We start from the raw sequence: 20,293 nt of genomic DNA on the forward strand, positions 1-20,293 counted from the left end.
CGGCCGGCCTCACCCAAAGACAGCCGTGACAAGATCGAGGAGCCCGCGTTTGATATCCTCGTCATCAGTCAGAGGTTCGATCATTGCGGCAAGGATGGCGCGGTCGGTGGACATGCCCTGCGCGATCAGCGTTGCGGCATAAACGACCAGACGGGTGGAAACGCCTTCCTCAAGATCCTGACCCTTGAGCCCACGCAGTTTGCCGGCAAGACGCACCAGCGGTTTGCAGCGTTCCAGCGGCAGGCCGCTTTCCTGTGCAACGACTTCGGCCTCCATCTCGGGCGACGGGAAGTCGAACTCCAGCGAGATGAAACGCTGACGGGTCGAGGGTTTCAGAGTTTTCAGAATGTTCTGGTAGCCGGGGTTGTATGAGGCCACCAACATGAAGCCGGGTGCGGCTTCAAGCTCTTCGCCGGTGCGGTCGATCGGCAGGATGCGCCGGTCGTCGGTCAGCGGGTGCAGAACGACGGTGACGTCCTTGCGAGCCTCGACTACCTCATCAAGGTAGCAGATTGCACCTTCACGTACTGCGCGGGTCAGGGGGCCATTGACCCAGACGGTCTCGCCGCCTTTCAGCAGGTAGCGGCCGATCAGGTCGGCGGCAGCGAGGTCATCATGGCAGGCCACGGTGTAAAGCGGGCGGCCAAGGCTGGCGGCCATATGGGCCACAAAGCGGGTCTTGCCGCATCCGGTCGGCCCTTTCAGCAAGACCGGCAGGTTGTTGGTATAGGCGGCGGCGAACACGTCGCATTCGTCGCCTTGGGGCAGGTAGAAGGGGGCGTCAGCCGCCCCCGTTCCCAGTTGCATGGAGCCGTCCATATCCATTACTCCGCAGGAGTTTCAGCTGCGCCGGGTTCAATGACCTCTTTCCGGGGGACCCAGATCGAGTAGATGAACAGCAGCGCACCAAGCACCACGACCAAGCCAGAGCCAAGGCGCATCCAATAGAAGATCGCGATCTGATCCTGCACATCCATGAAGTAGTCACCGACCACACGTTGCATGTGTGTCTGAACAGTCCCGGCGAAGGTCAGCACGAAGGTCATGAAGACCATACCACCTGTCATCAGCCAGAAGGAAGCCATGTTCAGAACCTGATTATAAGGATCGCGGTTCTTGAGGATCGGCATTGCGTAGCTGAAGATCGCCAGGTTGAGGCAGACATAGGCGCCGTAGAAGGCCAGGTGACCGTGTGCGGCCGTGATCTGCGTGCCGTGGGTGTAATAGTTCACACCGTGCAGCGTATGCAGGAAGCCCCAGACGCCGGCCCCGAAGAAGGCCAATGTGGCGCAGCCCAGCGACCACAACAGGGCGGCCTTGTTGGGGTGGTCACGACGGCCTTTCCAGACCATGACGAATGCAAAGGCCATCATCGCGAAGAACGGGATCACCTCGAGGCTCGAGAAGATCGAACCGATCCACTGCCAGTAGGCGGGTGTACCGATCCAGTAATAGTGGTGGCCGGTGCCAAGGATGCCCGAGAACAGTGCGGCAGCGACGATGACGTAGAGCCACTTTTCAACCACCTCACGGTCAACACCGGTCAACTTCAGCATCAGATAGGCCAGGATCGAGGCCATGATCAGTTCCCACACACCTTCAACCCACAGGTGGACAACATACCACCAGTATTGCTTGTCCAGCGACAGGTTGCCGGGGTTGTAGAAAGCGAAAAGGAACAAAAGCGCCAGACCCCACAGACCCAACAGAAGGATGTTGGTGATAGCGGTCTTCTTGCCCTTAAGAACGGTCATCGACACGTTGTAAAGGAAGATCAGCGCAGCCACGACGATACCCGCCTTGACCCATTTGGGCTGTTCCAGGAACTCGCGCCCTTCTTTGCCCAGCAGCCAATTGCCTTCGAACAGGTTGAAGACATAGGTCACGACCACGCCCAGCGTGCCGACGACCAGTATGATCAGCTGCAGATAGGCCAGCTTGGGCGAATGTATCTCGCGCTCGGCCTCTTCCGGGATCAGGAAGTAAGCAGCGCCGAAGAAGCCCAGGATCAGCCAGACGATCAGCGAGTTGGTGTGAAGCATCCGCACGATATTGAACGGCAGAAGCTCACTCAGGAAGTTTGGCGATACATAGATCAGTCCGGCCAGCAGGCCGCCGATCACCTGGATCGCGAACAGGCCCATTGCCACTGCGAAGTAGGCGTAGGCGATTTTTTGGGATTCGTATTTCATTGTCCTTGTCCCTTTCTCAGCCTGCCTCGTTGGGCGGCCAGCCCTGAGCGTCGATATTGTCCGTCCAGATCAGGAAGTTGGTCAGGTCGCGGAGTTCTTCGTCGCTGAGGTTGAAATTGGGCATTTGTCGGCGACCGGGAATGCCGGTCGGCTGCGCCTCCATCCAGCCCTTGAGGGATTCAAAGGCTGCTTCCGGGTCGTCCAGCACACCCCAACGGGTCATCACGTTACCGACTTCGGGGGCGAAGTAGGCCCCTTCGCCGAGAATCGAGTGACAGTTGATGCAGGCGTGTTTTTCCCAGACGTGCTTGCCGCGAACCACACTTTCGTCAAGCTTTGCCGCGTTTTCGGAATTGACGATATACAGGTGGGAATGGGCCGACAGGGCCAGAAAGATTAGAATGAAGAACAGTGACCCGCCATAGAATATATTGCGAGCCATGCTCTTTGTCATGACTTCTCGCATCGCGCTCTCCTTTGCGCAGATTAGCTAGTTTGCTCAGAATGGCGGGTGGGTGATGGTATCGCCTTAACGAAAGTCAAGACTTGCGACAGGAAATCAGATTCAGTTTGAGTGCCCCAGCCGTGGACCCGTCAGCGCAGGCCACATGGCGATCAGATACAGCACAAAGGCGCTGACCCAGAGACCATCGGACAGCAGCACCGCAACAAGATAACCAGATTCCATATCCGCCGCGATCCAGCGCGAGATCGCTGCCGCGGCCATCAGTCCATAGGCCACGACCATCGGGCCGGGTGCGATCAGATCTCGTCCGCTGTGCCCCAGCGCAGCTCGGCTCATGACCGCAAGGGTCATGCCGCCCACACAACCAATGCCCAGAACGTGCAGCGCAGCAACCTCGTTGCCGAAGCCCAATGCCGCAAGCCCCCAAAGAATCAGCCCCAGCGCCAGCATTCCAAGCCCCAGGTGCAGCGCGAACAAGATTGGCTGCCGCGCGGACCAGATCATGCGCCAGCGCAACATGCGCAGGATTTGCACGCCGCCAAGGGTCAGCGCCAGCACTCCGGTCGCGCCTGTCGCGCCCAATACCAGAACGCCACAGGGCAGAACCAAGGCCAGAATCATGCCCGCCTTGTCTAGGCCAGCCACCGAGACCGGCCAGTTCGCCTCGGGTTCTCCGGCGCGTTTCATTGCATTGCGTGTAAAGGCGGGAGTGATCCGGCCCCCCAGAATGGCGATCATCGCACAGAGTGTCAGCAACCCTGCCCGCAGACCTGTTTGCAGTGTGTCGCTTGTAATACCAGCCCATTCCAGATGGGTCAGCAGGTTCGCGACCCAGATGAAGCTTAGCAGCAGGAGAAACACCATGTTCTGCGGCTTGGGACGGCGGATGAGCAGTGTGGCGATCTTGGCTGCCAGCATTGGCACAAAGGCCAGATCCAAAACCGCGACCACAAGCGGCGGCAGTATCCCGGAAAACCACATTGCCATCCGGCCGGCCAGCCAGACCCCTGCCGCCAGTGCGATGAAGCGAGCCCGCGCGTCGGGCGCACCGGTCCAGTTCGGCACCGCGGTCAGGAAGAACCCTCCCAAAGCTGCTGTGGCATAGCCGAAAATCATCTCATGCGCGTGCCACATAGGCGGCGTCATGCCGTAATCCGGTGCCAAATACGGCACCGCCAGCCACAGCCCCCAGACAAGGCCGACAAACAGGCCGTAGAGACCTGCAGACAGGAAAAAAACTCGGAATCCTTCACCAAAAATACGAGTGATGATCGTGGGCATTTCTGCTCTCCTAGACCGTTTTGCCACAGGTAGCAGCCCGGCGGCCCGGATGACTTAACCAAAATCAAAACCGTCGCAAAACATGACCCGGAAACACCTGTTTTATTGGGAATTATTTTTGCATTTCAGTCCGTGCACAAACCCGTTTCCGTCCCTTCCGTTGACTTTGGTCAAGGATAACATCTCTGTGATGTTTCAGTCTCCAGCCTGCCTCACCAGCAAATGGAGAGTGATCATGTCACTTGGAATCAGCTACAACAAAACTGGCCGCGCCTTTGGGGTCGGTTTGGCGATGCTGCTGGGCAGCGTCGCTGCACCAGTCTTCGCCGAAGAGCCAACATTGAGCGACGAAGCGTTTGAATCGTCCAAGCAGCTCTATTTCGAGCAATGCGCAGGTTGCCACGGCGTTCTGCGTAAAGGCGCCACAGGCAAAAACCTTGAACCCCACTGGAAGAAAACCGCAGCCGACGGCACCGTGACCGAAGGCGGCACCCTCGCGCTTGGGCAGGAACGTCTTGAAAAGATCATCGCCTGGGGGACCGAAGGCGGCATGAACAACTTCTCGGACATCATGACCGAGCAGGAAATCAAGGACATGGCGACATACATTATGATGGAGGCCCCCAAGCCGCCTGAGATGTCGCTGGAACAGATGAAAGCGACACGCAAGGTCTATGTCGAAGAAGCCGACTATCCGACCGAACCGCTGCATGGCCGCAACTGGGAGAACTTCTTTGTCGTCATCGAACGTGACGTAGGTAAAGTGGCCGTGATCGACGGCGACACCAAAGAAGTGCTGACACACATCCCGACCGGTTACGCTGTCCACGTTCTGAAAGCATCCGAACACCACAGCACTACCGAACCGGAACATCCGGGCCGCTTCTGGTACACCATGGGCCGCGACGGCAAGATGACCAAGATCGACCTCTGGCAGAAGCCTGAGAATATGTTGGTTTCCGAGGTCAAGATTGCCTATGACGCCCGCGATGTGGCCGTTTCCGGCGACGGCAAATACGTCATCGGTGGTGGTTACTGGCCGCCGCATTTCGCAATCGTCGATGCCCAGACCATGGAACCGGTCAAGGTTGTGTCGACACGCGGCGTGAACGTGGACGGGGACTATGTGGAAGAGGCCCGCGTGGCTGCAATCTACACCACACCGAACGAGCCAACCTGGATTGTCGCGATCAAGGAATTGGGTCAGCTGTGGCAGGTCGACTATACCGACCTTGAGAACCTGCGGATCGACAAGATCGACTCGGCCAAGTTCCTGCACGACGGGTTCTTTGACCCGACTGGCCGGTACTTCCAGATCGCCGCGAACGCGTCGAACAAGATGGTTGTCGTCGACACCGAAACTCACAAGCTTGAGGCAATGATCGACACGGCTGCGTTGCCGCACCCCGGCCCGGGCGCCAACTGGGTTGACCCGAATTGTGGTCCGGTTGCCGGTACAACCCACCTTGGTGTTGGTGCCGTGACCGTCTGGGGCAACGACCCAGAGAACCGTCCGGACGATGCCTGGAAGGTTTGCTACGAAGTGGAAACCGACGGCCCCGGCCTGTTTATCCGCACGCACCCGAATTCGGATTACATCTGGGCTGACCAGACCAAACATCCGGAACCGGAAATTCAGCAGTCCGTTCAGGTCATCTCGAAAGAGACCGGCGAGATCGTAAAAACCATCCAGATCACCGAAGATGAAGGCAGCGCCGCTGTTCACTTCGAGTTCAACGCGGATGGTACCGAGGTCTGGGTTTCCAAATGGAACCTGTCGGATTCGAAAGAACCCAACGGTCAGATCGTGATCTTCGACGCCAAGACGCTGGAAGAAATTGGCCGCATCGAAGGGCTTTATGCCCCGACCGGCAAGTTCAACGTCTACAACCGTTCGAACCACGTCACCTGACGGGATCGCATCCAGAACCGGAAAGGGCGGGCCCCTCGCCCGCCCTTTCCTCGTTTGACCTATCAGCCAAACTCACCGGCCTGCCACACAAGGCCTGACAAGACAGCCATAACGGAGCACGGATATGACCTCCGAACCGGATAAAAAACCACCGATCTGGCGCCGGTATTTCCTGTGGGGAATGCCCGTGGCCGGTCTCGCTGCCGCTTTTGCTGCAGGCATCATCTTCTGGGGCGGCTTCAACACTGCCATGGAAGCGACCAACACCGAGAAGTTCTGTGTCTCGTGTCACGAGATGCGCGATTATATATACACCGAATACACCGGCACGATCCACGATGTGAACCGTTCCGGCGTGGGCGCGGTCTGTTCAGACTGCCACGTGCCCAAGGACTGGACCCACAAGATCATCCGCAAAATCCAGGCCTCCAAAGAGCTTTATGGCAAAATGGTCGGGACCATCAGCACCCCAGAGAAATTCGAAGCCAAACGCATCCATCTGGCGATGAACGAATGGGAGCGGATGAAGGCTACCGACTCGCGCGAGTGCCGTAACTGCCACGATTTCGAATCGATGATGCCCGAATTCCAGAAACCCCGCGCCCGTCAGCAGCACCTGAACGCGATGGAAACCGGTCAGACCTGTATCGATTGCCACAAGGGGATTGCGCACTCGAACATCCGGGACCGTGCAACCGACGAGTATCTGGAAGAGCTGGAAGCCCCGAACCCTGCGTTTGTCCGGCCGATCCCGCCAGAATATCTAGCCAGCCTCGAGAAGATCGAAGCCCTTGAAGCTGCCGAGGCCGACGCGGAAAAAGCCGCCAAACAAGCCCAGCAAGAGGCTGTTCAGGCCCAGATTGACGCCGCTGTGGCGGAAGAACGCGCCAACGCTGCGGGAGAGGCCTCGGCCGCGCCTGCGGGCGGCGGTGGCAGCGACGTCGCTTCGAACATCGACTGGAATGCCGTGGCCAGTGCGGACCTGAAACTGTTCTACCCCGGTCAGGCGTCGTTCGAATGGGTGCAAAACGGCAAGACCCACGGCGGTGCCCGTCCGCTGACCAAGGGGGGCGATCAGTGTTCGACCTGTCACGCCAAGGAACTGGACACCATCGGAAACAAGATCGTTGCCGGTGGCGAACTGGAACCGACCCCGATCCCGGGCAAACGTGGGGTGATCGACGCAACCGTTCAGGCGGCGCATGACGATGAAAACCTCTATATCCGCCTGCAATGGCCGGATGCGGGCCATAGCCCTGCCCCGTTCGTTGATGGCGGCAAAATGGACCCCGACAACCAGATCAAGGTCGCCATGATGATCACCGGCACAGATATCGAACTGGGTGATCAAGTGGGTTGCTGGGCTTCATGTCACGCCGACAACAGCTACATGCCCTTTGACCCGGGTGCGGATGCCATTGCCGCCAATGGTGATGTTACGGGACGGCTGACCGCGCAGGACACGGTGACCAAATACATCAGCGAAAGCCGCACCGAGGTTGAAGTCAAGGGCCGCGGTGGCAAGCCCCTGGGTGGTTGGGACAAGCTGCAGTCTGCCGAGCAGATTGAGCAATACCTGGCCGACGGTGCCTATCTTGACCTGATGCGGGTCTATGCTGATGGCAGTGCAACCAACGGCTATCTGCTGGATCAGCGCGTGGTCAATGACGGTGAAATCGCCGCCTCGGCCGAGCTTTCCGGCGGAACGTGGACTGTCGTGTTCACGCGGCCGTTGAACTCCGGTGCGCCGGGTGATGTGCCGCTGGAACCCGGGCAGACCTATACGGTCGGCTTTGCAATCCACGATGACTATGCCAGTGCGAGGTTCCACCATGTGACGCTGAACACCAGCCTCGCGCTGGACGACGACAGCGCGAATATCAACGTGGTGAAACAGTAACGGTTGGGGCCGGAGGATCCGGCCCCTGACCTTTCAGAAAGGAGATTGGATCATGAAAACCCAAAGACTTCTTCCTGCACTTTTGTTTCTGGCATCACCGGTGCTTGCGGCCGACGAAGACACAGCCGCAATCTGCGCCGAGGCCGAAGAACGTTATGTCGAATTGTTCGACCAGCCATCGTCAGCCGTTGAGGACGCCGAAGTTGTGTTGATGTACAAATACAATTTCTGCCCTGCCGAACTGACGGTCAAAGCAGGAACCACGGTCCGCTGGGTGAACGTGGACAAACGCACCAGCCACAGCGTGCTGCTGAAAGACGGCAGCGAACCTGAAAGCGACCGGCTGTTTCCCGAGGAAACGGTTGATCTGACCTTCCTCACCCCGGGGCCGCAGGACTATCTGTGCGGTCCGCATTGGGAGACACAGAACATGATCGGAATGATCACAGTAGGTCCCTGAGCAGAAGCAGACATACGGGCAGAAGTAAGGAGCGCGGATGCAAATCCCGCGCTCCTTAACTTATGTCAAGGAGGTTGAACCGCGAATGCGCCAACCTGCCGTCATGACACGCCCGGTTCACCCAGCAACGTCCCGTAATCACACTGGATTCGCGCAGGAAACACCGGGTTCCGACGACATTCAGGACAAGTGAGTTTGCACATGAGCGGTAAGGTTTTTCTGATTGGTGCCGGACCGGGTGATCCGGAGCTGATGACCCTGCGCGCCCTGCGGATGCTGCAACAGGCGGATGTGGTGGTCTATGATCGATTGGTCTCGGACGAAATCCTTGCCATGCACACCGAAGGGGCACGACTCATACCTGTCGGCAAAGCCCCGAAATGCCACACTGTCCCACAAGACCGCATCAACGAAATCCTGCTGGAAGAGGCCCGCGCTGGCCAAGCTGTGGCGCGCCTGAAAGGCGGCGACCCGATGATTTTTGGCCGCGGTTCGGAAGAGGCCGCCTATCTGGTGGACCACGGCGTCGAGGTCGAATACGCGCCCGGAATTACAGCGGCACAAGGCGCGTCTTGTTCAACGGGCGTGCCACTGACCCATCGGGGCCTTGCGACCTCAGTCCAATATGTCACCGGGCACCGGCAGGCAGACAAGGTTCTGGATCTGGACTGGAAAAGTCTGGCCGACCCGGATTCGACGCTGGTGGTTTATATGGGCGTTGCCAACATCGGTCAGATCGCCATGGGTCTGATGACCGAAAACCTGCCCGGATCGACCCCTGTTCTGGCCGTCGCCAAGGCCACCACCCGCGCAGAACGCCGCCTTGTTTCCCGGCTGGATCGGTTGGCTGCGGATGTGCGTCAGGCGGAACTTGCGGCCCCTACCCTGTTCATCATCGGTCAGGTCGTTTCGCTATATTCCGAGCGACCCGTGGCTGAGTTATTGGAACAGGCTCATGGCTAGGCCAGGTCGCCAAAATACCGCGCCGGCCCGCAATAATCCGCAGTCAGGATGGGCCGGGCGCACCGTTCTGACCATGGCCGTGCTGGTGGCAACCTCGGCAATTGCCGCCGATACGCTGGACCCCAACGCTCTGAAGCGACTGGTCCATCAGGATTGCGGATCGTGCCACGGGTTGTCTTTGAAGGGAGGTCTGGGTCCCGATTTGCGTGCGGGAACTCTTGCACACTACGACGCCGAAGTTCTGACCGGCGTCATCCTTGACGGAATCCCGGACACCGCGATGCCACCCTGGCGCCCCTTGATCACCGAAGAAGAGGCCGAGTGGATCGCTCGCTACCTGCTTGAACCGGAGGCACAATGAAACAGCTCATACTCGGCCTTGCCGCAACCCTTATGATGTCCACTGCGCAGGCGGAACCCACCGCCACCGGCGACCTCGGGCTGGTGATCGAACGGGCGCAGGGTTCAGTCCTGCTGGTCGATCAATCCGAGCGCACGGCGCTGGCCCGGATCGAAGGCTTGGGCGATCTGTCCCATGCGTCGCTAGTCTATTCGCCTGACGAACGTTTTGCCTACGTGTTCGGCCGCGATGGAGGTCTGACCAAGGTCGACATCGTCACCCGCCAGATTGCCAATCGTGTTGTACAGGCGGGCAATGCCATCGGCGGCGCAATCTCTGACGATGGTACGCTGGTGGCAGTGTCCAACTATGAACCCGGCGGCGTGCGCGTGTTCGATGCCGATACGCTTGAAATGGTCGCGGACTTTCGGACCGGCAGCAAAACCATCGGCCTGGTTGACGCACCCGGTCGGCGGTTCGTGTTCACCATGTGGGACACGGGTGAGACCTGGATAGCCGATTTTTCCTCAGGTACGCCGGAAATCACCAAAATCCCCGATATGGGTGAAAACCCCTACGACGCTTTGATAACTTCAAATGGCCGGACCTATATCACCGGCCTGTTTGGCGAAGACGGCTTAACGGCGTTGGACCTCTGGGCTGACACCCCGCAACCCATCCGCGTGCTGCCCGATTACGGGCGCGGGCAAGAAGAGATGCCCGTCTACAAGATGCCCCATCTTGAAGGTTGGGCGCTGACCGGTCGTGAATTCGTTCTGCCCGCTGTTGGCCATCACGAGGTCTTGTGGATCAACGCCGATACCCTGACCGAGACCGGGCGTACCCAAACCCATGGCCAGCCGGTCTTTGCAATGGCGCGGCCCGACGGGCGGCAAGTCTGGGTCAACTTCGCCCACCCGCTGAACGATACGATCCAGGTCATCGACAGTGTCAGCAAGGACATCATCCACGAATTCAAACCCGGCCCCGCCGTACTGCACATGGAGTTCACGCCGCGCGGTCATGAGGTCTGGATCAGCGTCCGGGATGCCAACAAGGTCATGATCTACGACACGCAAACATTTGAAAAACTGCGTGAAATCGAAGCGGACAGCCCATCGGGCATCTTCTTCACCGCCCGCGCGCACAGAACAGGCCTGTAACCCATGTGCCATATCACCGACCCGATCGATCGCCACCTTCTGGATGACTTCCAGCGCAACTTTCCAGTCACCGAACGCCCTTTCCAAGTTGTGGCCGACACACTGAAGCTCAGCGAGGCCGATGTGATCGACCGGCTGGCCCGCATGCGGGCGGCAGGCCGGATCACGCGTGTCGGGGCGACCATCGCGCCCGGCGCGGTTTCCGCAAGCACGCTGGCTGCGGTTGCGGCACCTGAGCACCGCATTGAAAAGATTGCTGCCCTGATCGACGCGGAACCGGGCGTGAACCATAACTACCAGCGGGAAGATGATTGGAACCTCTGGTTCGTCGCCACCGGGCCGGATCGCGCACATGTCGACAACACGCTGGCCCGGATCAGAAAAAAAACCGGACTTCGCGTTCTCGACCTGCGGCTGGTGCGCCCCTTCAACGTAGATCTGGGGTTCCGCATGTCCGGTGGCGCGCGACGCGTTCCCAGCGCGCGTCGGATCGACCGGTCGGCCATGCAGGACGGTGACCGTGATTTGCTCCAGTCACTGAGCTCGGGCCTGTCACTTGTCGGTGACCCTTACGCGGCGCTGGCCCGGTCGCTGGGTCGGGAGCCCGAAGATGTAATGACGCGCATTCGCTGCCTGCACGAGGCGGGCATCATCTCGCGTTTGGGCGTCATCGTGCGTCACCGTGCACTCGGATGGTCTGCCAACGCGATGGTCGTCTGGGACCTTCCCGCCGATCAGATTGACACTGCTGGACCGACCCTTGCGGCCCATCCCGGGATCACCCTGTGTTACGAACGCAATCCGGTCGAGGGGGTCTGGCCCTATCGGCTCTATTCCATGATCCACGCCCGCTCGCGGAGCGAAGCGTATGAGGTGCTGGCTGGCGCGACCGAGCTTCAGGAGCTGACCGGTGCGCGGCACAAGGTTCTGTTTTCGACCCGCTGCTTCAAACAGACCGGGGCGCTGATCCAACCGAAGGAGTCCGCCGCATGACACTCGACGCAATTGATCGCAGAATCCTGAACAGGATGCAGGACGACCTGCCATTGGTATCGAACCCCTACGCCGCCGTGGCAGACGCGTTGAGCATATCTGAAAGCGATTTGCTGAATCGCCTGTCCCGGATGAAGAAAGAGCGTGTGATCACACGGTTTGGCCCGTTCTTCGACGCAGCCGCCATGGGTGGGGCTTTTTGCCTCTGTGCCATGGCCGTCGAGCCCGAGAATTTCGAAACCGTCCTGACCAAAGTCAATGCGCACCCCGAGGTGGCCCACAATTATGAACGCACGCACCGGCTGAACATGTGGTTCGTTCTGGCGACCGAAACCCCTGAAGGGATCGCAACAGCAGCCGAGGCAATCGAACGGGAAACAGGGATCGCCGTCCTGCAGTTCCCCAAACTACAGGAATTTTTCATCGGCTTCCGGGTGGCGGCATGATCGACGCAAAAGACAGAGAGATCATTGAGGCATTGCAAGGCGGCCTGCCGCTGGTCCCTGCACCATATGCCCTTGTGGCCGAAACCCTGGGCATGGACGAAGACGCCTTGCTTTCCCGGCTTGCGGGTCTGAAATCGCGCGGGGTGATCCGCCGCATCGCCGCGGCGCCCAACCACTACAAGCTGGGCATGACGTCGAACGGAATGACCGTGTGGGATGTGGACGACAACCGTGTTGCCGAACTGGGCGCTGGAATCGGCGCGCTGTCCTTTGTTACGCACTGCTATGAGCGCCCGCGCGCCCTGCCCGACTGGCCCTATAACCTTTTTGCCATGGTCCATGGTTCGGACCGGACCGAGGTCGAAGAAAAGCGGGCAGAAATCACCGCCATTCTGGGCGACGCCTGCCGCGCCAAAGACATCCTTTATTCCACGCGCATCCTGAAAAAGACCGGGTTGCGCCTGAAATCCAAAGAGCAATTGAAAGGCTGAAACATGTTCCGCCTGACCGAATACATGCATCAATTGGTCAAACCGACACCGGTGCGCAAACGGCGTCCGGGTCCGGTGAAGCCGGTGGTGATCTGGAACCTGACACGGCGCTGCAACCTGAAGTGCCGCCATTGCTACACCGTCTCGGCGGATGTGGCCTTCCCGGGTGAGCTCAGCCACGAGCAAGCCATGGTTACCCTTGAGGATCTGGGCCAGTTTCGCGTCCCGGCCCTGATCCTCTCGGGTGGGGAGCCGCTGGACCGGTTCGATTTCTTCGACATCGCCAAACGCGCCCGCGATCTGGTGCCGATGCTGGCACTATCGACCAACGGTACGCGGATTTACGACGAAACCGCTGACATGATCGCCGATGTAGGTTTCAACTATGTCGGCATCTCGCTGGACGGGATCGGGGCCACGAACGATTGGTTTCGTGGGGTCAAGGGTGCTTTTGCCGACGCCCTGCGCGGCGTACGTGAATGCAAGAAACGCGGCATCAAGGTTGGTCTGCGGTTTTGCCTGACCGAAGGGACCCAGCATCACCTGCCCGACCTGCTGAAACTGTGTGACGACGAAGGCGTTGACAAGTTTTACCTGTCCCACCTGGTCTATGCCGGACGTGGCGACAAGAACCGGGGTGAGGATGCCGAGCATCTGCGCACCCGCAAGGGATTGGACCTGTTGTTGGAGCGCGCATGGGAGGCGGCTTCGGGAGGAAGGCCGCTGGATATCGTCACCGGCAACAACGACGCGGATGCCGGGTATTTTCTGAACTGGGTGCGTTCGCGTTTCGATGCAGGGAAAGAGGCGCATGTGCGCGAACATCTTGCCGCGTGGGGTGGCAACTCCAGCGGTCTGGGTGTTGCCAATATCGACAATCTCGGTCGCGTGCATCCCGACACTTATTGGTCCGACTACACGGTCGGCAACGTGAAGACAAAATCGTTTTCAGAGCTTTGGACCAGTGATGACCCGATGCTGGCCATGCTGCGCACCCGTCCGCGACCGCTGAAAGGGCGCTGTAGCGCCTGTCAGCTGAAGGATGTGTGTGGCGGCAACACCCGCATTCGGGCCTTGCAACTGACCGGCGATCCCTGGGCCGAAGATCCGGCCTGCTATCTGTCAAATCAAGAAATCGGCGTGGACGACGCGGGCGAACGTCTGCAGGTCACGCCGTTCCGGGGGAAACGTCATGATCCGGCGCATCAGTTCTTTTGATAATGGGCGTTCTGTTCACCCAGCACCTGTGCGGGTGGTGAGTTCTGGAGCCTCCGGCGGGAGTATTTATAAAAAGATGAAGATCGGGGTCTTGTGTTCGATCCTCAGTGTCGGGGCGGCCTGGGCGGATGCGCCTTCAGACTATGCCGAGCATTGCGCATCGTGCCACGGTGAGAGCCGTCTGGGCGGTGTGGGTCCGGCGCTGATCCCCGAGACCTTGAAACGCATGCGCGGCCCCCGTGTTGCCGCAGTAATTGCCGAAGGGCGGGCGGCGACACAGATGCCGGGGTTTTCGCATGAGCTTGACGCCTTGCAGATCGAGGAATTGGCAGGTTGGCTGAAATCGCCGCTGGAGACCGACCCGGAATGGGGTGAGGCCGAGATTATGGCCAGCCGTGCCCTGGACGAGGATTACACATCGGTTGATGCCCCTGTCTGGGACAGTGACCCCATGAACATCACGCTGGTCGTTGAAACCGGCGATCACCATGTCAGCGTTCTGGATGGTGACACGTTCGAGGTTCTCGACCGGTTCGAGACACCCTTTGCCGTGCATGGCGGGCCAAAGTTTAGCCCCGACGGGCGATATGTCTTCATCATGTCGCGCGACGGCTGGGTGCAGAAATATGACATCTGGGCGTTGAAACAGGTGGGTCGTGCGCGCGCCGGCCTGAACAGCCGTAACATCGCTATGTCAGGCGATGGCAAATGGGTGGCCGTGGCAAATTACCTGCCCAACACCCTGACCTTGTTGTCGACAGAGGATCTGTCGGTTGCCAAGGTCATCGAGATCAAAGGCAAGAAGGGCAAGGGCAGCCGTGTTTCGGCCGTGTATCAGGCTCCGCCGCGCGAGAGTTTTGTTCTGGCGCTGAAAGATGTGCCCGAGATATGGGAGGTCTTTTATGGCGCCAATCCTCCCCAATCCGGGCTGGGTCATGACTTCCGCATCGAAGGGCAGTTCAAAAACCCTGACCCCTTCCCGGTGCGCAAGATCACGACGCCGGACTACCTGGACGACTTCTTTTTCGATCAGAGCTACGAATACGTCATGGGTGCGTCCCGCGATGGTAAAGGCGGGCAGGTAATCGACCTGGTCATCGGTCAGAAAGTGGCGGATCTGGACCTGCCGGGGATGCCGCATCTGGGGTCCGGCATCACATGGCAGCACGGCGATACAACCGTGATGGCCACTCCGCATTTGACCGATGGCACCGTGTCGGTGATCGACATGCAGACATGGGAAACCGTCAAGCGGATCAAGACCGAAGGGCCCGGGTTCTTCATGCGCAGCCATGAGAACTCACCCTACGTCTGGGCCGACGTGTTCTTTGGACCCAACAAGGACGCGATGCATGTCATCGACAAGCAAAGCCTTGAAATCATAAAGACTCTGCGACCTGCTCCGGGCGAAACCGTGGCCCACGTGGAATTTACCAAGGACGGCAGCCATGCGTTGGTTTCGATCTGGGAGGATGACGGCGCGGTGATCGTCTATGATGCGCAGACGCTGGAGGAAGTTCGCCGTCTGCCGATGCGCAAACCTTCGGGGAAATACAATGTCTGGAACAAGATCACCTTCTCGGAAGGCACCAGCCACTGAGGGCAGATGGCCGGTTTGGAAACTGGCCATACTGCTGTACCCGGCCACCGCACTGACCGTGGCCATCAACCTGTTTTTGCTTGGCCTGATCCTGCACAGCGCCGGGTTCGGCGCGATTGAACCAGTTCCGGCGATCCTTTGGTCGATTCCTTTAGGGATTCCAGCGACATGGCTGGCCGGGCGCTGGCTGCGCGGATTGATGGATGAGGCCGATGAATAGGTGCAAATTTTCTCGGACCTGACCTAAGTCAAGTTTCTGCGTGAGAGAATCCCATAGGGTTCGGGAAAGAACGCCGAGTTGGATTCTCAATGCCCACCTTCCGCCCTCCGCATAGCCTGTTTGATCGCGTGTCCCGCGCGGTGTGCGGTTTGGTGGGCATATTCCTGTTGCTGTTACAAATGCTTGGCCCGGCACTGGCGAGTTCCGGCGACAGCATGTGGATCGAGATCTGCTCGGAGGCAGGGGCGGTCTGGGTTGAGGTTGATCTGGAAGAAGATACCGACGACCCGACCGCGCCCTGTCCGAAATGCGCCGATTGTGCGCTTTGCGCGGTGACGACGGCAGCGCCGCTGCCAGACCTGCCGCTTGTCGCGCAGGCCGGAGATGTGCGGCTTGTACACGTTGCGAACCAGAGCCTGTGCGATTTGCACAGCCCGAAATGGCTATGGCCCGAAACCCGGGGTCCCCCGTATTTGACCAAAGAAGAATCTGAACGCGCCCTGCGCGCGTCCATGGCATCCACCCAAGTAATCGGAGGTGCGCCATGGTCGTAAGTCGCGCAATCCATTTCCTGCTGGCCTTCACCCTGTCTTGCCTGATGGCGATCAGCGCGCATGCCGACAGCCTCGCCAGCTTTCTGCCCGAAATTGCTCCTGCCGATCTGGTTCCAGCAGCCGATGCCTTTGGTCCGGTCCGCGATGACATACCCGTTGCCCCGGTTTTGAAGGGGGGCGAAACGGTTGCCTGGGCTTTCCTGACGTCTGACTTCGTCGGCACCACCGGTTATTCCGGCAAACCCATTCACGTGGTGGCGGCCATCGACAGTGACGCGGTTCTGACCGGTGTGAAACTGGTCAAACACTCGGAACCGATCGTTCTGATCGGCATCCCCAATTCGCGCATGGTCGAGCTGACCGAAGGCTATGCCGGCCTGGACCTCAAGCGTGAGGCCGAAACCGGCGGTGAAGGGCATGACCTGGACATCATCTCGGGCGCGACCGTGACGATCATGGTGATTGACGACAGCCTTGTGCGTGGTGGTATCAAAGTGGCGCGCGCGTTGGGGCTGGGTGGACTGTCTCCGGTAAAGGCCGATGGACCGAAACGCGAAGTCGACATGGCGCAGAATGCTGTTTTCGACTGGACGACACTTTCGGGCGACGGTTCGGTCCGGCGGATGACGCTGGATATCGGCCAGGTGAATGCCGCCTTCGAGGCCACCGGAGATCAGCGCGCCATCAGACGCCCCGAACCCGGCGAACCCGATGATACCTTCATCGACATGCACGTGGCACTGGTTTCGGTGCCGTCCATCGGCAAGTCGCTGCTGGGTGAGGCTGAATACCAGAACCTGATCAACTGGCTGGACGAAGGCGAGCAGGCCATTCTGGTATTGGGGCGCGGCGCCTATAGTTTCAAAGGCTCGGGCTATGTGCGTGGCGGAATCTTTGACCGTATTCAATTGATCCAGGGTGACAGATCGGTCCGCTTTTTCGACCGTCAACAACGGCGTTTGGGGGAAGTTGCAGCCTCTGACGCGCCCAGTTTCACCGAGCTGGACATCTTCAAGATCCCGGCCGACGCCGAGTTTGACCCCGCCGCACCCTTCCGACTGCAACTGCTGGTGCAGCGCGCCGTGGGTGCGGTCGAAAAAACCTTTCTGACCTTCGACCTGGGCTACAAGTTGCCGGAACAGTACCTGCTGCCCGTCGCTGCCCCCGTTGTTGTCGATGATGCCACCGGCGAAGCCGCTGCCAAGGCCGCCTTGTGGCAACGCATCTGGAAGGACCGCACCGTTGAGATCGGCGTTCTGATCGTCATGCTGCTGGTGCTGACCGCGACTTTCTTCTTCCAGTTCCACGCCACCATGAACGCGCGCGTCTTTTACTGGTTCCGCATCGGATACCTGACCATGACGCTGTTCTTCATTGGCTGGTACGCCAATGCGCAGTTGAGTGTGGTGAATCTGATGGCACTGGCCGGAAGCTTGCGGACCGGATTTTCCTGGGACGCGTTCCTGTTGGACCCGCTGGTCTTCATTCAGTGGTTCGCTGTCGCCGCTGCGCTGCTGTTCTGGGGGCGCGGGGCCTATTGCGGCTGGCTGTGCCCGTTTGGTGCACTACAGGAGTTGACCAACAAGATTGCGCGCGCGTTGAAGGTTCCGCAATGGACCCTGCCTTGGGGCCTGAACGAACGGCTTTGGCCTGCGAAGTACATGATCTTCCTCGTTCTCTTCGGCATCAGCTTTGTCTCGATCCCGCTGGCCGAGAAATACGCCGAGGTCGAGCCGTTCAAGACCGCGATCATTCTGAAATTCATGCGTGACTGGCCCTTTGTGGTCTTTGCGCTGGCCCTGCTGGGGATTGGGCTGTTCATCGAACGGTTCTATTGCCGCTACCTCTGCCCGCTGGGCGGAGCGCTGGCGATCCCTGCCCGTATCCGCATGTTCGATTGGCTGCGCCGTTACCCCGATTGCGGCAGCCCCTGTCAGACCTGCGCCAACGAATGCCCCGTTCAGGCGATCCACCCCACAGGTGAGATCAACCCGAACGAGTGCGTCACCTGTCTGCATTGCCAGGTGCTCTATCAGTCCGAGACGAAATGTCCCGTCGTTATCCGCCAGCTAAAACGGCGGGCCAAGACAGGGTCGGTCAACCTCAAGACCCCTCTCGGACAACCACCGGCGAACCATCCGAACGCCAAACCGCAATCCGTTTCCTAAAAAAGGAGGAACGATCATGTCGGACAATGAAAACAAACTGAACATCACACGCCGCGGGATGCTGGGGGCAACCGCCACCGGCGCGGTGATTGCCGGGACCGGCCTGGGCTCGACCTTGATGACGGCCAAGGAAGCCAGTGCTGCCGCCAATGTCGCGCTGGAACCGGGCGAACTGGACGAGTATTATGGCTTCTGGTCTTCGGGCCAGACCGGCGAACTGCGCATTATGGGCGTGCCGTCCATGCGCGAACTGATGCGGGTTCCGGTGTTCAACCGCTGCTCGGCCACGGGCTGGGGTCAGACCAACGAGTCACTGAAAATCCTGACCGAGGGCCTACTGCCCGAAACCAAGGAATTCCTGGCCGCAAACGGCAAGGTGACTTACGACAACGGCGACCTGCACCACCCGCACATGTCCTTCACCGATGGCACCTATGACGGCCGCTATCTGTTCATGAATGACAAGGCCAACACCCGTGTCGCCCGTGTGCGCTGTGACGTGATGAAATGCGACAAGATCATCGAGATCCCGAACGCGCACGACATCCACGGCCTGCGTCCGCAGAAATACCCGCGCACCGGCTACGTCTTTGCCAATGGTGAGCATGAAGCGCCGCTGGTGAACGATGGTCAGATCCTCGACGATCCGTCGCAATACGTGAACATCTTCACCGCCATCGACGGTGACACGATGGAGATCGCGTGGCAGGTGATGGTGTCGGGCAACCTCGACAACACCGACTGCGACTATCAGGGCAAATACGCCTTCTCGACCTCGTACAACTCGGAAATGGGTATGAACCTGGCCGAGATGACCGAGAACGAGCTGGACCACGTGGTCGTGTTCAACCTCAAGGGCATCGAAGAGGCCGTGGCCGCCGGGAACTATCAGGAATTGAACGGCGTCAAGGTCGTGGACGGCCGCAAAGAGGCCGGCGGCAACCTGACCCGCTATATCCCGATCCCGAACTCGCCGCACGGTGTGAACGCCGCGCCCGACAAGAAACACATCATGATCAACGGTAAGCTGTCGCCGACCGTGTCCGTGATCGATGTGGAGAAAGTCGACGCGCTGTTTGCTGACAATGCCGATCCGCGTTCCGCCATCGTTGCTGAGCCGCAGTTGGGCCTTGGCCCGCTTCACACCGCGTTCGACGGCAAGGGCAATGCCTATACTACCCTGTTCCTGGACAGTCAGGTGGTGAAATGGGACATCGCCAAGGCCATCGAAGCCTATGCAGGTGCGGACGTCGATCCGATTGTCGACAAGGTGGATGTGCATTATCAGCCCGGCCACAACTCGACCTCGATGGGCGAAACGGCCGAGGCGGACGGCAAGTGGCTGATTTCGATGAATAAGTTCTCGAAAGACCGCTTCCTGAACGTGGGTCCGCTGAAGCCCGAGAACGAGCAGCTGATCGACATCTCGGGCGACAAGATGAAAGTGGTCCACGACGGCCCGACCTTTGCCGAGCCGCATGACTCGATCATCGTGCACCGGTCGAAAGTGAACCCGGTCAACGTCTGGGATCGCAATGACCCGATGTGGGAAGATGCGCGCCAGCAGGCCGCGGCAGACGGTGTCGATCTGGAGGAAGGGGCCGAAGAACCCATCCGTGACGGCAACAAGGTCCGCGTTTACATGACCTCGACCGCGCCTGTCTTCAGCATGGAGAAGTTCACGGTCAAGCAGGGTGATGAAGTCACCATTTATGTCACCAACCTGGATGACGTGGATGATGTGACTCACGGTCTGTGCCTGTCGAACTTCGGCGTCGCGATGGAAATCGCACCTCAGGCCACCGCCTCGGTCACATTCATTGCCGACCGTCCGGGCGTGCACTGGTATTACTGCCAGTGGTTCTGCCACGCGCTGCACATGGAAATGCGCGGCCGGATGTTTGTTGAGCCGCGGAGCGCATAACG

Annotated in this window: 19 protein-coding genes; 15 read left to right on the plus strand and 4 right to left on the minus strand. The window is 59.5% G+C overall.

Annotated features, from left to right (window positions below):
• Positions 1–9: 9 nt before the first annotated feature.
• From ACR0FE_RS21310 to ACR0FE_RS21325, 4 genes are all read right to left on the minus strand, one after another.
• Positions 10–819 carry an AAA family ATPase gene (locus ACR0FE_RS21310; RefSeq protein WP_480915132.1) on the minus strand — a complete coding sequence of 270 codons (810 nt, stop codon included), beginning with the start codon at positions 817–819 and terminating at the stop codon, positions 10–12.
• A 5-nt stretch (positions 820–824) separates the two neighbouring features.
• Positions 825–2,192 (minus strand): cbb3-type cytochrome c oxidase subunit I, encoded by a 1,368-nt coding sequence (locus ACR0FE_RS21315; RefSeq protein WP_170678681.1) that lies wholly within the window; start codon positions 2,190–2,192, stop codon positions 825–827.
• A gap of 16 nt (positions 2,193–2,208) precedes the next feature.
• Complete coding sequence (locus ACR0FE_RS21320) at positions 2,209–2,658, minus strand: c-type cytochrome (RefSeq protein ID WP_480915134.1); 450 nt, start codon at positions 2,656–2,658, stop codon at positions 2,209–2,211.
• 99 nt (positions 2,659–2,757) lie between these two features.
• A complete protein-coding gene (locus ACR0FE_RS21325; RefSeq protein WP_480915136.1) occupies positions 2,758–3,939 on the minus strand; it encodes an NnrS family protein in 1,182 nt (393 codons plus the stop codon).
• Between the two features lie 235 nt (positions 3,940–4,174).
• On the opposite strand from ACR0FE_RS21325, the gene ACR0FE_RS21330 reads away from it, so the two are divergent.
• From ACR0FE_RS21330 to nosZ, 15 genes are all read left to right on the plus strand, one after another.
• Positions 4,175–5,851 carry a cytochrome D1 domain-containing protein gene (locus ACR0FE_RS21330; protein ID WP_170613995.1) on the plus strand — a complete coding sequence of 559 codons (1,677 nt, stop codon included), beginning with the start codon at positions 4,175–4,177 and terminating at the stop codon, positions 5,849–5,851.
• Between the two features lie 124 nt (positions 5,852–5,975).
• The gene (locus ACR0FE_RS21335; RefSeq protein WP_480915138.1) at positions 5,976–7,751 is read left to right on the plus strand and encodes a NapC/NirT family cytochrome c; all 1,776 of its coding nucleotides are present in this window, start codon (positions 5,976–5,978) and stop codon (positions 7,749–7,751) included.
• Positions 7,752–7,803: 52 nt separating this feature from the next.
• Positions 7,804–8,211 carry a plastocyanin/azurin family copper-binding protein gene (locus ACR0FE_RS21340; RefSeq protein ID WP_170613997.1) on the plus strand — a complete coding sequence of 136 codons (408 nt, stop codon included), beginning with the start codon at positions 7,804–7,806 and terminating at the stop codon, positions 8,209–8,211.
• Positions 8,212–8,412: 201 nt separating this feature from the next.
• Positions 8,413–9,174 (plus strand): uroporphyrinogen-III C-methyltransferase, encoded by a 762-nt coding sequence (gene cobA / locus ACR0FE_RS21345; RefSeq protein WP_480915140.1) that lies wholly within the window; start codon positions 8,413–8,415, stop codon positions 9,172–9,174.
• Positions 9,175–9,247: 73 nt separating this feature from the next.
• Complete coding sequence (locus ACR0FE_RS21350; RefSeq protein ID WP_170825200.1) at positions 9,248–9,535, plus strand: c-type cytochrome; 288 nt, start codon at positions 9,248–9,250, stop codon at positions 9,533–9,535.
• Positions 9,532–10,677, plus strand: coding sequence for a cytochrome D1 domain-containing protein (locus ACR0FE_RS21355; protein WP_480915142.1), 1,146 nt, complete (start codon positions 9,532–9,534; stop codon positions 10,675–10,677). The genes ACR0FE_RS21350 and ACR0FE_RS21355 overlap by 4 nt, the downstream gene beginning before the upstream one ends.
• A gap of 3 nt (positions 10,678–10,680) precedes the next feature.
• Entirely contained in the window at positions 10,681–11,670 is a 990-nt protein-coding gene (gene ahbB, locus ACR0FE_RS21360; RefSeq protein ID WP_480915143.1) for a siroheme decarboxylase subunit beta, read from the plus strand.
• A complete protein-coding gene (locus ACR0FE_RS21365) occupies positions 11,667–12,116 on the plus strand; it encodes an Lrp/AsnC family transcriptional regulator (RefSeq protein WP_480915145.1) in 450 nt (149 codons plus the stop codon). The genes ahbB (ACR0FE_RS21360) and ACR0FE_RS21365 overlap by 4 nt, the downstream gene beginning before the upstream one ends.
• Positions 12,113–12,607: a siroheme decarboxylase subunit beta gene (gene ahbB, locus ACR0FE_RS21370; RefSeq protein WP_480915147.1), complete on the plus strand. Its 495-nt coding sequence runs from the start codon at positions 12,113–12,115 to the stop codon at positions 12,605–12,607. Before ACR0FE_RS21365 ends, ahbB (ACR0FE_RS21370) begins: the two co-directional genes overlap by 4 nt.
• Positions 12,608–12,610: 3 nt before the next feature.
• A complete protein-coding gene (gene nirJ / locus ACR0FE_RS21375; RefSeq protein ID WP_480915149.1) occupies positions 12,611–13,825 on the plus strand; it encodes a heme d1 biosynthesis radical SAM protein NirJ in 1,215 nt (404 codons plus the stop codon).
• A gap of 76 nt (positions 13,826–13,901) precedes the next feature.
• Positions 13,902–15,425, plus strand: coding sequence for a cytochrome D1 domain-containing protein (locus ACR0FE_RS21380; protein WP_480915151.1), 1,524 nt, complete (start codon positions 13,902–13,904; stop codon positions 15,423–15,425).
• Positions 15,382–15,645, plus strand: a complete 264-nt coding sequence (locus ACR0FE_RS21385; protein ID WP_170678703.1) for a hypothetical protein — start codon at positions 15,382–15,384, stop codon at positions 15,643–15,645. Before ACR0FE_RS21380 ends, ACR0FE_RS21385 begins: the two co-directional genes overlap by 44 nt.
• An 89-nt stretch (positions 15,646–15,734) precedes the next feature.
• Positions 15,735–16,199, plus strand: a complete 465-nt coding sequence (locus ACR0FE_RS21390) for a DUF2946 family protein (RefSeq protein WP_480713644.1) — start codon at positions 15,735–15,737, stop codon at positions 16,197–16,199.
• Positions 16,190–18,367, plus strand: a complete 2,178-nt coding sequence (locus ACR0FE_RS21395; RefSeq protein WP_480915154.1) for a 4Fe-4S binding protein — start codon at positions 16,190–16,192, stop codon at positions 18,365–18,367. Before ACR0FE_RS21390 ends, ACR0FE_RS21395 begins: the two co-directional genes overlap by 10 nt.
• A gap of 16 nt (positions 18,368–18,383) precedes the next feature.
• Positions 18,384–20,291, plus strand: coding sequence for a TAT-dependent nitrous-oxide reductase (gene nosZ, locus ACR0FE_RS21400; RefSeq protein ID WP_480915155.1), 1,908 nt, complete (start codon positions 18,384–18,386; stop codon positions 20,289–20,291).
• The last annotated feature ends 2 nt before the right edge of the window (positions 20,292–20,293 follow it).

It is taken from the genome of Ruegeria sp. K7 (assembly GCF_056531785.1).

What these genes read in the sequence shown, in the direction of transcription:
- ACR0FE_RS21330 (WP_170613995.1), top strand. Translation starts at nt 4,175, where the DNA reads ATGTCACTTGGAATCAGCTACAACAAAACTGGCCGCGCCTTTGGGGTC.
- ACR0FE_RS21310 (WP_480915132.1), bottom strand. Translation starts at nt 819, where the DNA reads ATGGACGGCTCCATGCAACTGGGAACGGGGGCGGCTGACGCCCCCTTC.
- nosZ (WP_480915155.1), top strand. Translation starts at nt 18,384, where the DNA reads ATGTCGGACAATGAAAACAAACTGAACATCACACGCCGCGGGATGCTG.
- cobA (WP_480915140.1), top strand. Translation starts at nt 8,413, where the DNA reads ATGAGCGGTAAGGTTTTTCTGATTGGTGCCGGACCGGGTGATCCGGAG.
- ahbB (WP_480915143.1), top strand. Translation starts at nt 10,681, where the DNA reads ATGTGCCATATCACCGACCCGATCGATCGCCACCTTCTGGATGACTTC.
- ACR0FE_RS21340 (WP_170613997.1), top strand. Translation starts at nt 7,804, where the DNA reads ATGAAAACCCAAAGACTTCTTCCTGCACTTTTGTTTCTGGCATCACCG.
- ACR0FE_RS21365 (WP_480915145.1), top strand. Translation starts at nt 11,667, where the DNA reads ATGACACTCGACGCAATTGATCGCAGAATCCTGAACAGGATGCAGGAC.
- ACR0FE_RS21355 (WP_480915142.1), top strand. Translation starts at nt 9,532, where the DNA reads ATGAAACAGCTCATACTCGGCCTTGCCGCAACCCTTATGATGTCCACT.
- ACR0FE_RS21350 (WP_170825200.1), top strand. Translation starts at nt 9,248, where the DNA reads ATGGCCGTGCTGGTGGCAACCTCGGCAATTGCCGCCGATACGCTGGAC.
- nirJ (WP_480915149.1), top strand. Translation starts at nt 12,611, where the DNA reads ATGTTCCGCCTGACCGAATACATGCATCAATTGGTCAAACCGACACCG.
- ACR0FE_RS21390 (WP_480713644.1), top strand. Translation starts at nt 15,735, where the DNA reads ATGCCCACCTTCCGCCCTCCGCATAGCCTGTTTGATCGCGTGTCCCGC.
- ahbB (WP_480915147.1), top strand. Translation starts at nt 12,113, where the DNA reads ATGATCGACGCAAAAGACAGAGAGATCATTGAGGCATTGCAAGGCGGC.
- ACR0FE_RS21320 (WP_480915134.1), bottom strand. Translation starts at nt 2,658, where the DNA reads ATGCGAGAAGTCATGACAAAGAGCATGGCTCGCAATATATTCTATGGC.
- ACR0FE_RS21385 (WP_170678703.1), top strand. Translation starts at nt 15,382, where the DNA reads ATGTCTGGAACAAGATCACCTTCTCGGAAGGCACCAGCCACTGAGGGC.
- ACR0FE_RS21325 (WP_480915136.1), bottom strand. Translation starts at nt 3,939, where the DNA reads ATGCCCACGATCATCACTCGTATTTTTGGTGAAGGATTCCGAGTTTTT.
- ACR0FE_RS21380 (WP_480915151.1), top strand. Translation starts at nt 13,902, where the DNA reads ATGAAGATCGGGGTCTTGTGTTCGATCCTCAGTGTCGGGGCGGCCTGG.
- ACR0FE_RS21395 (WP_480915154.1), top strand. Translation starts at nt 16,190, where the DNA reads ATGGTCGTAAGTCGCGCAATCCATTTCCTGCTGGCCTTCACCCTGTCT.
- ACR0FE_RS21335 (WP_480915138.1), top strand. Translation starts at nt 5,976, where the DNA reads ATGACCTCCGAACCGGATAAAAAACCACCGATCTGGCGCCGGTATTTC.
- ACR0FE_RS21315 (WP_170678681.1), bottom strand. Translation starts at nt 2,192, where the DNA reads ATGAAATACGAATCCCAAAAAATCGCCTACGCCTACTTCGCAGTGGCA.